The 14,713-nt window shown below is 61.7% G+C and carries 5 protein-coding genes; 4 read left to right on the forward strand and 1 reads right to left on the reverse strand.

All coding sequences use genetic code 11. The features are described from left to right. Window positions 1–36: 36 nt before the first annotated feature. Window positions 37–6,621 (forward strand): NEL-type E3 ubiquitin ligase domain-containing protein, encoded by a 6,585-nt coding sequence (locus HX807_RS25475; RefSeq protein ID WP_177051457.1) that lies wholly within the window; start codon window positions 37–39, stop codon window positions 6,619–6,621. Window positions 6,622–6,666: 45 nt separating this feature from the next. Here the strand turns inward: HX807_RS25475 and metH are convergent, their stop codons facing one another. Beyond that, window positions 6,667–10,377: a methionine synthase gene (gene metH, locus HX807_RS25480; RefSeq protein WP_177051466.1), complete on the reverse strand. Its 3,711-nt coding sequence runs from the start codon at window positions 10,375–10,377 to the stop codon at window positions 6,667–6,669. A gap of 164 nt (window positions 10,378–10,541) precedes the next feature. Between metH and HX807_RS25485 the strand changes: the two genes are divergently transcribed. The 3 genes from HX807_RS25485 (at window position 10,542) to nfuA (ending at window position 14,581) form a co-directional block, all read left to right on the forward strand. Then, window positions 10,542–12,833: a fatty acid cis/trans isomerase gene (locus HX807_RS25485; protein ID WP_177051468.1), complete on the forward strand. Its 2,292-nt coding sequence runs from the start codon at window positions 10,542–10,544 to the stop codon at window positions 12,831–12,833. An 81-nt stretch (window positions 12,834–12,914) separates the two neighbouring features. Next, window positions 12,915–13,937, forward strand: a complete 1,023-nt coding sequence (locus HX807_RS25490) for an acyltransferase (RefSeq protein WP_177051470.1) — start codon at window positions 12,915–12,917, stop codon at window positions 13,935–13,937. A 59-nt stretch (window positions 13,938–13,996) separates the two neighbouring features. Further along, complete coding sequence (gene nfuA, locus HX807_RS25495; protein ID WP_003210817.1) at window positions 13,997–14,581, forward strand: Fe-S biogenesis protein NfuA; 585 nt, start codon at window positions 13,997–13,999, stop codon at window positions 14,579–14,581. Window positions 14,582–14,713: the final 132 nt, after the last annotated feature.

The raw sequence follows: 14,713 nt of genomic DNA on the forward strand, positions 1-14,713 counted from the left end.
ACTGGGCCTCCCTAAAGCGTTCTCAGGAAGCCGCACATGTCTACTCCACCTAACGCCCTCGCGGACGAAAGCTTGCACACCGCCCTGATCACGGAGCGCCTGCCCGCGTGGGTCGCCCACATTGCCGCCGTCGATGTGCGCCGGCTCAAACATGGACTGTTGCCCGGCAGGGAGCGACCTGCCACCAAGGTTCCGCTCTCGCCCGCATTGAACAAGGCACTCGATGACAGTCGCAAGGCCAGCCGTCAGTCCCGCGAAGCCTTGGCCAAGGGCCTTGGCGCGCTGCAAGGCATTGTCGAATTCGCCCAGCCCAAGCTGGAAGCGGCGTTGCGCGAGGCGATGCGCGAGGCCCCGGACGTCAACAAAAACCAGCTGCATTACCTGCGGTATCGCCAGGCCCCGCAGCAGCATTCGTTGTTGCAGGCAGCGCTGCTGAACTTCGAGGGCGATGAAGACTTCACCGATATCGCCCTCGAACAGACCAGCGCCCTGGCGCCGGAAGGTGCGCTGCTGACCGAGTACTACGGCGAGGCGCGGGCGGATGGCTCGCGTGCGGCGCGTTATCGCTACAGCGAAACCCTGTCGATGACTCCACAAACCTTTTCCACCCTGTGCCGCACCCTGGACCTGGGGCAGCAATACCAGGCCCACCTGGCGCAGGTGTTCGATGCCGCTGCCACTCGGGCCGTGGTGCGGGAGCAGATGATTCGCGCGCAAAAAGACCTGCTGACGGTACGCCTGTATACCGCATGGGCGCAGGGCGACATCGGTCCGGCGGTGTTTCTCATGTTGCGTGAAGTGCTGGCAGGTACTTCGCGGCCGCTGCTGGAGGGTGAGGCCGTACGTTTCGGTCAACTGTTGATCCTGGGCTGCGAGCTGGGGGAGGTGCTGCTGATCGGGCCGGGTGTCGCACCGACCCGGTCTGTGATCCCGCCCTTGTTTCCTGGGGCAGGTGTGAGCGGGCTGCTTCCCGTGGCGCCTGATACGCGGGTGGTGGCCTGGATTCCGGGCGCGCCGCAGTGCCCGCTCAAGGAATACCCGTCTATGCAGGCGTTCGACAAGGAACTGGCGGTGAACCTGCGCTCACCTGCCTATCAGCAGTTGTTTGCCAGCCTGGTACCTCAGCAACAGGCGCCGCAGTTCCTTGAGCGCCTCAAGGAAAAACTCTACACATTCACCTGGAACCCGCGAGGCTACAAGGAGCAGGTCTACGACGAGCAAATCAACTTGAACCGGCGAGAACGGTTGATCGAGGGGGAGTTGTTCGGCGCGCTCTACGAGAGCCATGTACAGCGCCTCAAGGACAATGCCAGAACCCTGGCGGTGCCCACTGCGGAGGCTGACCGAAAAGCCGCACAGGCACGCCATGCTCACTGGTTGAGCATGGGTTTGAACACATTGAATGTGGCCGCATTCATGGTGCCCGGCCTGGGGGAGCTGTTGTTGGCGGTCACGGCGATTCAGTTGGGCCTGGAGGTCTATCACGGCATCGAATCCTGGCAGGAGGGCGATATGGATGCGGCATGGGAGCACCTGGAGTCGGTGGCGCTGAATCTCGGGTTCATGGCTACCCTGGGTGGGGCGGCAGCCCTCGCTGGCCGGGCGCCCGCTATCCAGGTGTCGAAATGGGTCGATGGGCTGGTGCCGGTGAAGTTGCCGAACGGCGAAAGGCGCCTGTGGAAACCCGACCTTGCGGCCTACCGCAGTCATACCGTTCTGGATGCATCACTCAAGCCCAATGCCCAGGGGCAATACGCGCAGGGCGGCAAGATGTACGTGCGTCTGGGTGAGGGCCTTTATGAAAAGGCTTTTGATGCGCGGACTCGAAAATGGCGGATCCAGCATCCGAACAATCCGGCCGCGTACCAGCCGATCCTTGAACACAACCAGGCGGGTGCCTGGCGCCATACCCATGAACGCCCACTGGAATGGGACCGCCTGACCTTGCTGAGGCGCCTGGGTCATGAAACCCAGGGAATCAGCGATGCAACGTTGAGCGCCCTTGGCGACATCAGCGGCATCAGTGATGACCTGTTGCGCAAGGTCCACATAGATGGTTTGCCGATGCCTGCCGTGCTGGCCGATACGTTGCAGTTGTTTCGCGGCGCGCCGCCACAGGCTGTACTGCTGTCCCCCGAGGGCGCAGTGTTGCAGCGCCGCTTTGCTTCTTTGTCCCGAGGCGGGATCAACGAAATTATCAGTACGGCCAGCGATAAGGAACGCCTGCAGATACTCGGCCGAACCGGTTTTGCGCCGCGCCTGGATAACCTGGCGCGGCGTGCGGTACAGCAACGTCGCCTGAGCAGTGCGTTGGCCGGCTTGTACCTGCCGGCGCTCGCCAGCCTGGACAGTGACCGGCTGGCGTTGCATTGCTTGCAGCAACTGCCGGGCTGGTCTCCCACGCTGCGCCTGGAACTGCGCGCCGACAACCCCAGTGGGCGCTTGCTGGCTGAAGTCGGGCCTGAAGACGCGGCAGTGCGCCGTTACCTGGTCAAAAAAGGCGAGACATTCCTGGCTTACGACCTGCAGGGGGCTCCTCTTAACAGTCCGGTCCCCGGCAGTCGTAATTTCTACCCATCAATCGTCCATGCCTTGCCCGTGACCCTGCGCCAGTCACTGGGTTTGCCGCTGGCCAGCACGGATGTCGATTTGCAGCAAGCCCTGGCACGGTATGCCACGGCACACCGCCTCGAAATGGCCGTCGTGCTGAAGATACGCGCGCCCATGGCTCGCCCGGCGTTGCGTCAGGCGAGCGGGTCATTAGGTTATGCCCTGAGCGGCCGGGGTGCGGCCCAGGCACCCAATGCCGCCCTGGCGGCCAGGGTTCGCGATGTTTACCCCAACCTCAGCGATGAGGCGGCCCAGCTGTTTGTGCAAAGTCTGTTGCAGGCCGGCCAGCGCCCCCCACAGATCTATGAGTTGATTGGCAACCGCGAGCGCGAACTGACCCGGTTACGCATGACCCTGGATCAGTGGGTGACGCAAAACAGTGCTCAGGCGGGGGCACAACATACGGCCGACACCCTGATCAATTGCTGGCGCGAAGGCGCGTACCGGGGCTTGAAACCCCATGCCTATCTGTCACTGGGCAAGGCCGGTAACTTGCCGGCGCTGGATGCTGATTTTTCCCATGTGCGAGGGTTGGGTGTAAGCGGTGAAACCTTGGCGGACACGCAGGGCGTCAGGCTTGCGCAGCAGTTCCCCAACGCCGAAGTCCTGAATGTGTTCACCGAGCCCGCCCATGTCGAAGCGATTGCCACGGGCCTTGGGCTGTTTCCCAAGCTTGAAGAGTTGTCGATCGACGGCTGGGGCCTGACCTACTCGCCGGTCTTTTTGCAACGCCTTAACACGTTAAGCCAGTTGCGCCGGTTGGCCCTGACGGGCGCGCTGGAGGCATTGGATGTCAGCGGCTTGAAACAGCTGCTTGCCTTGCGGGTGGCGGGCGCCCTGAAAGAGTGGCCGGTAGGTGTTCTGACGTTGGACAAACTGGAGACGCTCGACCTGTTGGCGACCGGGATAAATACCATGCCGGCGGCAATGCTTGAGGGCCACGAGCGCCTGTGGCGTGGCCTTACCCTCAACTGGGCAGCGTTTGAGCGGCGTGCGTTCATGCCGGTGTATCAGCACGTGAAAAACCACCCGGGGCATTTGGTGGATGAAGTGCTGATGGTGGACGCTTATTGTGAAGGCGCGTTGCGACGCCTGAAAGACAGCGACCCGGCGTTTGCGCCCAGTGCCTTGGCGTACCTGCGGCGCCATCGGTTGACCAGTGACGCCAAGTTGACCCGTGTGCACGCCTTGCTGGATGAACATGCAACCTTGCAGCAGGCGCTGGAAGAGTGGCAGGGCAGGGAAGTGGAGGTCGACCGGCGACCGGTGGACCCGCTCAATCGTCAACGTGCGGCAGACAAGCTCATGGCTTACTGGCGCGATGGCCTCGACCGACGTTTTGCCTCCCCCCGTGAGGTGGCCGGGCCTTCTTCGCCAGCCGCCTCCGAGGGGGTCATGCTGGACCTGTCGGGTACGGTACTGGGGGATTTGCCGCCGATGCCGGCCGCAGCTTTTGCCCACGTGCAGCGCTTGAACCTCGCAGGCACCCGGGTTTCAGTGGCGGCATTGAACGATTTCCTCCTCCAGTTCACCCAAATCCACGGCCTGGACCTGAGCCGCAGCAACCTGATGGACCTGCCGGCGTCCCTGACGCAGTTGAGGTCTCTCAAACAGCTGGACCTGGCGCACAACCAGTTGACGATCACTGAGGCGATACAGCAGCGCCTCAGCGCCCTGGTCACGCTTCGAGGGTTGAACCTGGATTACAACCGTGTGGGTACCCTGGATGTCAGTGGGCTCAACCAGCTGCGCAGCCTGAACCTGAGCCACACCGCGACCACCGCCTGGCCGACAGGTTGGCTGGCATTACCCGAACTGCGTCAAGTGGATCTGAGCTACAGCGCTATTACCACGATCCCCCAGGCTGCACTGACCGGCCATGACCTGCTGATGCTGAGCAGCAACGTGCGTGGCTGTCGCCTGACCTTGCCGGCCTGTGCCGACATACAGCGTTTTGCCCTGCGTACCTACCAGGACAATCCGTTGAACGTCGCACCGGCCATGCTGCCGGTTTTTGGCCCGAGCTTTTACCTGGACAAACCCTTGGGCATTCCCCGCGAAGGGCTGGCGGAGGGCAGAACGGGGGGCGATCCGGAATACTTTCCCCTGGAGGTCACGGACAGTCCCGATCTGCTCCTCGCGCTGGAGGTAGAGGTGCCCAACAGTGAAGTTCGGCAGACACCTGCGCAGCGTCTGCAACAAATAGACCCGGCGTTGTCCACGCGCGATGCGGTACGGCGCATTGACGAACTGCTTGCCAGTGGCCTGGGCGCACTGGAGGTCGAGGCATGCCTGGTTCGGTGGCGCACGGGCTACCGGGGTATGGTGCGGGTGTTGAACGACTGGATCGATATTCGCGGTTATCGCCAGGGGAGCGGCTGGGTCAGCGCGGTGGACCGTCGTCGCGCGGCCGACAGGCTTATCGACAGTTGGCGCCATACCTTGCGGGCGCACCCCGAGGTTGCGCCGGGCGATGGGCGCGAGGTCCTTCAATTGAACGACCTGTATCTGGGTGACCTGCCGGCGTTACCCGAGCCGTTGGCCCATGTGAGGGTGTTGAACCTCAACGCAGTCAAGCTTACTGAGCAGGGCTCCAATGCGTTCCTGCGGGCGTTTCCCAAGCTACGTACCCTGACTCTCAACAATAATGGCCTGATGAGCCTGCCCGACGCCGTCGGCGAATGCTCGACACTCACCGAGCTGCGCCTGAGCCATAACGAACTGCGCTATCGCAGCGAGCTGCAGGGCCAGCTCAATCGGCTGACCGCGCTGGAGCGCCTGGACCTGAGTGAGAACGTCCTCGATTCTTTGGACATCAGCAGCCTGCCTCAATTGCAGTCATTGGAACTGCGTGGCAATAACCTTCTGGCGTGGCCGCAGGGTGTCCTCCAGGCTGCGCAGTTGCGCCACCTGGACCTGCGCAGCAACCGTATCGAAACCATCCCTGAAGACGCGTTGCTGCCCCAGCACAGCGCTCTGATGTGGGGCACGGACCTGTCCGATAACCTGCTGTTTGAGGAAGATCTTGCACGCTTGCGCGTCTACCAGCAGCAGACCGATTGTGGCCTGGGATTTTCCGCCGAGGAACTGGAAGACGCACTGGAGGGGTACCACAGTACCGATAGCAGCTCCGGGTCGGACATCCACCCTGAACTCTTGACCCCGGAACAACAAAAGGCCCAATGGTTCTCGGGTATTGCCGCCGATTCGGCCCGCCACCGGGTATGGAGCGTGCTCAAGCAGGCCGAAAACAGCGAGGATTTTTTCTACATCATTTCCCAGTTGAAAAACGCCCAGGATTTCTTGCACGACCGCGCCGACCTGACTCGCCGGGTGTGGGCGGTGCTTGAGGCGGCGGAGCAATACCCGCACTTGCGCGAACAACTATTTGGCCAGGCCCAGGCGATGCGGGTAAGGGCTACCTGTGGTGACGGCTGGATCCTCCTGTTCAGTGATCTTGAAGTCAGCGTGTATGAGTTCAAGGCCCTGAGGGCCCTTGCACCCGGGCAGGAAGGCACCACGCTGTTCAACCTGGCCCGGCGCATGATCCGTCTCGATGAAGCGGAGCGCATTGCTGGCGAAGCGATCAACCGCAGCCCCGGCATCGATCCGGCGGAAATTCGCCTGGCCTACCGCATTGGCCTGGCCGAGCGCCTGGATCTGCCTCACCAACCGTCCACCATGCTGTACCGCAACCTGTCCCGGGTGACCCAGGCCAATATCGATCAGGCGTATACCGCCATTGTGGCCAGAGAGAGCACCCCGGTGTTTATGCAGGAGCTGGTCAAGCGCCCGTACTGGGTCAGCTACTTGCAGAAGCTGTATCCCGAAGAGTTTTCGGTGTTGGCCCAGGCGCATCAGGTCAAGGTAGATGCCCTCGAGGAGCTTCACCCGGACCTCAGCGCCCAATACCTGAGCGAAGTCGCAGCCTTGGACACCGAAAACCTTGCCGAGCAACAGGCACTGGCGCTCAGGCTTTCGGGGCGGGCGAGGAGGGACCTGGGGATCTGACCCGGGCGCCCAGCCGGCTGGACGCCCGGGTCAGCGCATCACGACTTAGTTGTCGTAACCCAGGTTCGGCGCCAGCCAGCGTTCGGTCACGCTCAGGTCCTGGTCCTTGCGGGCGGTGTAGCTGGCGACCTGGTCCTTGTCGATCTTGCCCACCGCAAAGTACTGCGCCTGCGGGTGAGCGAAGTACCAGCCGCTGACAGCCGCTGCCGGGAACATCGCGTAGTGCTCGGTCAGGAACACGCCGCTGCGGCCGGCGTGCATCTCCTGGGCCTCAGGGTCCAGCAGTTGGAACAACTGGGCCTTCTCGGTGTGGTCCGGGCACGCCGGGTAACCCGGGGCAGGGCGGATACCGCTGTACTGCTCCTTGATCAGCGCTTCGTTATCCAGCACTTCGTCCTTGGCGTAGCCCCAGTGCTCTTTACGCACCTGCTGGTGCAGCCACTCGGCGCAGGCTTCGGCCAGGCGGTCGGCCAGGGCCTTGACCATGATCGAGTTGTAGTCGTCGCCGGCGTCCTGGTAGGCCTTCGCCACTTCTTCAGCGCCGATGCCGGCGGTGGTGATAAAGCCACCGATGTAGTCGGTCACGCCGCTGTCCTTGGGCGCGACGAAGTCGGCCAGGGAGAAGTTCGGCTTGCCGTCGGTCTTGATGATCTGCTGGCGCAAATGGTGCAGCCTGGCAATCGGCTGGCCGTCATCGCCGTAGACTTCCAGGTCATCGTCCTGCACCTGGTTGGTCGGCCAGAAACCGAACACCGCGCGGGCGCTGATGAGTTTTTCGTCGATCAGCTTCTTGAGCATTTCCTGTGCGTCGGCGTACAGCGCCGTCGCCGCTTCACCCACCACTTCATCGGTGAGGATGCGCGGGAACTTGCCGGCCAGGTCCCAGGAGATGAAGAACGGTGTCCAGTCGATGTACTCGGCCAGGACGTTGAGGTCGATATTGTCCAGCACCTTGGCGCCGGTAAACGTCGGCTTGACCGGCGTGTAGCTGCTCCAGTCGAACTGCGGCTTCTTGGCGATGGCGGCCGGGTAGCTCAGGCGCTCGGTGCGCGCGCTGCGGTTGGAGGTGCGCTCGCGCACGTCGATGTATTCCAGGCGGGTTTTCTCGACGAATGCCGGCTTCAATTCCTTGGACAGCAATTGCGTCGCCACGCCCACGGCGCGGGAGGCGTCGGTGACGTAGATCACCGCGTCGTTGCTGTATTTGGGCTCGATCTTCACGGCCGTGTGGGCCTTGGAAGTGGTGGCGCCACCGATCATCAGCGGCAGGTGGAAATCCTGGCGCTGCATCTCGCGGGCGACGTGCACCATCTCGTCCAGGGACGGGGTGATCAGCCCGGACAGGCCGATGATGTCGCACTTCTGTTCCTTGGCCACCTGCAGGATTTTCTCGGCCGGGACCATCACGCCCAGGTCGACGATGTCGTAGCCGTTGCAACCCAGCACCACGCCGACGATGTTCTTGCCGATGTCGTGCACGTCGCCCTTCACCGTGGCCATCAGGATCTTGCCCTTGGCTTCCGGCTTGTCGCCTTTTTCCAGCTCGATGAACGGGATCAAGTGGGCCACGGCCTGCTTCATCACCCGGGCGGATTTCACCACCTGGGGCAGGAACATTTTGCCGGCGCCGAACAGGTCGCCGACGATGTTCATGCCGGACATCAGCGGGCCTTCGATCACCTCGATCGGGCGCGCGAACGACTGCCGGGATTCTTCGGTGTCTTCGACAATGTGGGTGGTGATGCCCTTGACCAGCGCGTGTTCCAAGCGCTTGTTGACTTCCCAGCCACGCCATTCTTCGGTCTCGGCTTCCTTGACGCTGCCGTCGCCCTTGTACTTGTCGGCAATGGCGAGGAGGGCGTCGGTGCCTTCCGGGGTGCGGTTGAGCACCACGTCTTCCACCGCGTCACGCAGCTCGGCCGGGATCTGGTCGTAGATCTCCAACTGGCCGGCGTTGACGATACCCATCGTCAGGCCGTTGCGGATCGCATACAGCAGGAACACCGAGTGGATGGCCTCACGCACCGGGTTGTTGCCACGGAACGAGAACGACACGTTGGACACGCCGCCGGAGGTCAGCGCATACGGCAGCTCGTCGCGGATGTAGGCACAGGCGTTGATGAAATCGACGGCGTAGTTGTTGTGCTCTTCGATACCGGTGGCGACCGCGAAGATGTTCGGGTCGAAGATGATGTCTTCCGGCGGGAAGCCGACTTCATTCACCAGGATGTCGTAGGAGCGTTTGCAGATTTCTTTCTTGCGCGCTTCGGTGTCGGCCTGGCCGGCTTCGTCGAACGCCATCACCACCACCGCCGCGCCGTAGCGCTTGCACAGCCTGGCGTGGTGAATGAACTGCTCCACGCCTTCCTTCATGCTGATGGAGTTGACGATGCCCTTACCCTGGATGCACTTCAGGCCAGCCTCGATCACTTCCCACTTGGAGGAGTCGATCATGATCGGCACGCGGGAGATGTCCGGCTCGCCGGCAATCAGATTGAGGAAGGTCACCATGGCCTTCTTCGAATCCAGCATGCCTTCGTCCATGTTGATGTCGATCACCTGGGCACCGGCTTCCACCTGCTGCAGGGCGACTTCCAGGGCTTCGGTGTAGTTGTCTTCACGGATCAAGCGGGCGAAGCGGGCGGAACCGGTGATGTTGGTGCGCTCGCCGACGTTGACGAACAGCGAGCTGCGATCGATGGTGAACGGTTCCAGGCCCGACAGGCGGCAGGCTTTCGGAATGTCCGGGATCGGGCGCGGTGCGTAACCGGCCACGGCCTTGGCGATGGCTTCAATATGGCCCGGGGTGGTACCGCAGCAACCACCGACGATGTTCAGGAAGCCGCTCTGGGCGAATTCTTCGATGACCTTGGCGGTTTCCGACGGCAGTTCATCGTACTCGCCGAATTCGTTGGGCAGGCCGGCGTTCGGGTGGGCGGAAACGTGGGTGTTGGCCTTGTTCGACAGCTCTTCCAGGTACGGACGCAGCTCGCTCGCCCCCAGTGCGCAGTTCAGGCCCACGGACAGCGGCTTGGCGTGGCTGACCGAGTTCCAGAACGCTTCGGTGGTCTGGCCCGAGAGGGTGCGGCCGGAGGCGTCGGTGATGGTGCCGGAGATCATGATCGGCAGTTCGACGTTCAATTCTTCGAACACGCCCTGTACGGCGAAGATCGCGGCCTTGGCGTTGAGGGTGTCGAAAATGGTTTCGATCAGGATCAGGTCGGCGCCGCCTTCGATCAGGCCTTTGGTGGCTTCGGTGTAGTTTTCCACCAGCTCATCGAAGGTCACGTTGCGGTAGCCGGGGTTGTTTACGTCGGGCGACAGCGAGCAGGTACGGCTGGTCGGACCGAGCACGCCGGCGACGAAGCGCGGCTTGGCCGGGTTTTCCAGGGTCTTGGCGTCGGCGATCTTGCGCGCCAGGCGCGCGCCTTCTACGTTTAATTCGTAGGCGAGGTCTTCCATGCCGTAGTCGGCCATGGAAATGCGCGTGGCGTTGAAGGTGTTGGTTTCCAGGATGTCGGCGCCGGCATCCAGGTAGGCTTTTTCGATGCCGCCGATCACGTCCGGACGGGTGATCACCAGCAGGTCGTTATTGCCCTTGACGTCGCTCGGCCAGTCGGCGAAGCGTTTGCCACGGTAGTCCTGCTCTTCCAGTTTATAGCTCTGGATCATCGTGCCCATGCCGCCGTCGAGGATCAGGATGCGTTCCTTGAGGGCTTGGTGGAGGGCTTGCAGACGAGCGCTACGATCGGGCATGGGACTACTCTGGTCAGGTATTACGGAGGGCGAAGATCATAACAAACCTGTGCGCTTTTAGAGCATGTGCTGGGTTTGCATGAATATCGCTCATGTTGGCGGGGGCGTTACATCGGTAGAATCGACGGGTTTTTCACTACACGCATTGAATCGGGACCGGAAACATGTCACTTCGCCTCATCGTCAGCGCCGCGTTTGCGCTGTTCGCCCTTACCGCACAGGCAGAAGGTCCCGCCCCGGCGATCTCTTATACCCGTGACATCCAGCCGATCTTCACCGAGAAATGCGTAGCCTGCCACGCCTGCTACGACTCGGCCTGCCAGCTCAACCTGGGCAGTGCCGAAGGCGCCGCACGTGGCGCGACCAAGGTGCCGGTGTACGACGGCGAGCGCAGCCAGGCCAGCCAGCCCACCCGTTTGTTCTATGACGCCTTCGGCAAAGCCGCCTGGCAGCAAAAGGATTTCTACTCGGTACTCGACGCCCAGGGCAGCCAGGCCGCACTGATGGCGCGCATGCTGGAGCTGGGGCATAACGCGCCGCTTGCGCCCAACGCCAAGCTGCCCGACGACATCGTGCTGGGCCTGAGCCGCGAAAACACCTGCCCGATGCCGGGGGAGTTCAACGCCTACGCAGGTAACCACCCGAAGGAAGGCATGCCCCTGGCCGTCACCGGCCTGACCGACCAGCAGTACCAGACCCTGCAACGCTGGCTGGCCTCCGGCGCACCGATCGACGAACAAGGCCTGGCCCCGAGTGCCAAGGAAGCCTTGCAAGTGCAGCAATGGGAAAACCTGTTCAACCAGCCCGGGGCCCGGGAAAGCCTGGTGGCGCGCTGGTTGTTCGAGCACCTGTTCCTTGCCCACATCTACTTTGAAGGCGGCGAGCCGGGGCATTTCTTCCAGTGGGTACGCTCGCGCACCCCGAGCGGGCAGCCGATCGACCTGATCAACACCCGCCGCCCCAACGACGACCCGGGCACCCAGGTGTACTACCGCCTGTGGCCGGTGCAGGGGGTGATCGTGCACAAGACTCACATCACCTATCCGTTCAGCGCCGAGAAGATGGCCCGGATCAAGTCGCTGTTCTATACCGATGACTGGCAGGTGCAAGCCTTGCCGGGCTACGGGCCGGGCCGGCGTGCGAACCCGTTCGAGACCTTCGAGGCGATTCCGGCCAAGGCGCGCTACCAGTTCATGCTGGATAACGCCGAATACTTCGTGCGCACCTTTATTCGCGGGCCGGTATGCCGGGGCCAGATCGCCACGGACGTGATCCGCGACAACTTCTGGACCCTGTTCCAGGACCCCGACCACGACCTGTATATCACCGATGCCCGCTACCGCGGCCAGGCCACGCCGTTGCTGGCGATGCCGGGGCAGATTGACGATGTGGGCAGCGTGCTCAGCCTCTGGCTCAAATACCGCGACAAGCGCAACGAGTACGAAGCGTTGCGCCGGGACAGTTATGCCGACCTGCCGCCGCCGAGCTGGTCGAGCCTGTGGGCGGGCAACGACAACGCCTTGTTGAGCATCTTCCGTCACTTCGACAGCGCCTCGGTGACCAAGGGCTTGATTGGTGAAGTGCCGCAAACCCTGTGGCTGTTCGACTATCCGCTGCTGGAGCGCACCTACTACCAGTTGGCGGTGAATTTCGATGTGTTCGGCAACGTTTCCCATCAGGCCCAGACGCGCCTGTATTTCGACCTGATCCGCAACGGTGCCGAGCAGAACTTCCTGCGCCTGATGCCGGCGGATTCGCGGGATGGTTTCCTCGACGATTGGTACCAGAACAGCGGTAAGGTCAAGCTGTGGCTGGACTATGAAGCCATTGACGATGACAAGCCCACGGGCCTCAAGCTCAATGAAAAAGACCCCAAGCGTGACTTCGCCAACCAGTTGCTGACCCGTTACGGCGACCTGAACGCCAGCCCGGACCCGATCAACCGTTGCATCAGCGCCTATTGCTCGCGTCCTGGCATCGACCCGGCACTGCAGGACGCCGAACAGGCCCTGAGCCGCCTGACCAATCGCCCGGCGGCGGGGCTCAAAGTGATCGACCTGTTGCCGGAAGCGACCATGCTGCGCATCGAAACCCGCAGCGGCAAACGTGAGATGTACAGCCTTTTGCGTAACCGTGCCCATAGCAACGTGGCCTTTATGCTCGGTGAGGCTTATCGCTATCAGCCGGGCCTGGACACCTTGACTATCTATCCCGGCGTGCTGAGCAGCTACCCGAACTTCATGTTCAACATTCCGGCGGAGCAGGTGCCGGCGTTTGTCGCCGCCTTGGAGAATGCCAAAGACGCCAATCGCTTCGAGAAGATTGTCGACCGTTGGGGCATTCGCCGCAGCCATCCGCAGTTCTGGCAGTACTTCCACGACCTGTCGCAGTACCTCCACGAAACCACGCCGCTGGAAGAAGGCGTGCTGGACATGAACCGCTACGAGAATCTTTGATCGACCTTTGACCGTCGACGGCTGTCCCAAGCCAGAGGCACCTGAATAACCGGTGTCGAGGGTTGGGAGAGCGGGTCGACGATGTTGATTTCAGTACAGGCACTGCGCGCCCTGGCGGCCTGGACCGTGGTGGGTCATCACTTCATGCAGATTTTCTTTGGCTTTAAGGCCGATTCGGCGCTGGGCCACCTGTTTGTCGACAAAGGTGCGGCGGGCGTGGATGTGTTTTTTGTGATCAGCGGCCTGGTGATCTTCCTCTCCACCGAGAACAAACAGCTGCCGCCCTGGCGATTCCTGCTGTATCGCCTGCTGCGAATCGTCCCGGCCTACTGGTTCTACACGCTGTTGATGGCGCTGCTGGTGGTATTTGCGCGGCCGGTGTTGCCGGACCAGAGCGTAGATGCGGCCCATGTGTTGATGTCCTTGTTGTTCATACCTTCCGAAAATCCCGGTGGTTATGGGGTGTACCCGACCTTGAATGTCGGCTGGACCCTGAACTACGAGATGCTCTTCTACGTGCTGTTTGCGTGGGCGTTGCTGTTTCGCCGGCAGTGGCGGGTGCTGGTGGTGGGCGCGTTGTTGTTCGCAGTGTGCCAGGCGTGGACTTCTTTCGGCTGGATCAGCGATTTCTATCGTTCGGACATCGTGTATGAGTTCCTGCTGGGGATAGGCATCGGCATGCTCTACCGCAAGGGCTGGATTCGCCCCGGGCTGTGGCTTCCATTACTGGGGATTGCGGGGGCATTGTTGGCGATCTATCACTGGCCGGCATCGCCGCGGGCCCTGACCTGGGGCTTGCCGAGTGCGGTGCTGGTGGTGGCCTGTATCTCGATGGAACGCTATTTCGAGCGCAGCTGGCTGCTCAAGGTGATGGGGGATTGTTCCTACTCGGTCTATCTGATGCACGTGCTGGTGCTGTCGGCGGGTGGTTTTGTCGCCCAGCGTTATGGGGTTAACGCCTACGTGATGCTCGGCGTGTGCGTGGTGCTGATCGCCCTTGGGTCGCTGGCCAGCTACCACTGGCTGGAAAAGGGCAGTTATCGTCGGCTCAAAGGCTGGTTCGATGGCGACGAACGGTTGGTTCTTTCCCGACAAAAATACTAGGACTTTGTACCTCGGTAATAATTTGGCGTAAACTGCCGGCAAGCCTGCGAGGAGTTTCCATGACCGCCATAACCATTACCGACGCCGCCCACGATTACCTGGCTGATCTGCTGTCGAAGCAGAACACCCCGGGCATTGGCATCCGCGTCTTTATCACCCAGCCCGGCACCCAGTACGCTGAGACGTGCATTGCCTACTGCAAGCCGGGAGAAGAAAAACCTGAAGATACGGCGTTGGGGCTGAAAAGCTTCACCGCGTATATCGATGCGTTCAGTGAAGCGTTTCTTGACGATGCGGTGGTTGATTACGCCACGGATCGCATGGGCGGCCAACTGACCATCAAGGCGCCGAACGCCAAGGTGCCGAATGTTAATGCGGATAGCCCGATTAACGAGCGCATCAACTATTACCTGCAGACCGAGATCAACCCTGGGTTGGCCAGCCACGGTGGTCAGGTTAGCCTGATTGATGTGGTTGATGATGGTATTGCTGTGTTGAAGTTTGGTGGCGGTTGCCAGGGCTGTGGCCAGGCGGACGTGACCTTGCGTGAGGGTATTGAGCGTACGCTGCTTGAGCGGGTTCCGGAGCTCAAGGGTGTGCGGGATGTGACTGACCATACGCAGAAAGAAAACGCCTACTACTAAAGGGTGTTCGCTGCGGATGTGAAAAACGGCGCCCCGTGAGCGCCGTTTTTTTATGGTTTGGATTCAGTGGGTTGCGTTAGGGTTGTGAGGTTTTGGGTTAGGTATGTTGTGTACATATCCGTTATTTAGGTA

Origin of the sequence: Pseudomonas sp. D8002 (genome assembly GCF_013385695.1) — a bacterium.
Taxonomy (GTDB): domain Bacteria; phylum Pseudomonadota; class Gammaproteobacteria; order Pseudomonadales; family Pseudomonadaceae; genus Aquipseudomonas.

Bases quoted from the DNA above. Each gene is read 5' to 3' on its own strand.
- HX807_RS25475 (WP_177051457.1), top strand. From the start codon at position 37: ATGTCTACTCCACCTAACGCCCTCGCGGACGAAAGCTTGCACACCGCC.
- HX807_RS25490 (WP_177051470.1), top strand. From the start codon at position 12,915: ATGTTGATTTCAGTACAGGCACTGCGCGCCCTGGCGGCCTGGACCGTG.
- nfuA (WP_003210817.1), top strand. From the start codon at position 13,997: ATGACCGCCATAACCATTACCGACGCCGCCCACGATTACCTGGCTGAT.
- metH (WP_177051466.1), bottom strand. From the start codon at position 10,377: ATGCCCGATCGTAGCGCTCGTCTGCAAGCCCTCCACCAAGCCCTCAAG.
- HX807_RS25485 (WP_177051468.1), top strand. From the start codon at position 10,542: ATGTCACTTCGCCTCATCGTCAGCGCCGCGTTTGCGCTGTTCGCCCTT.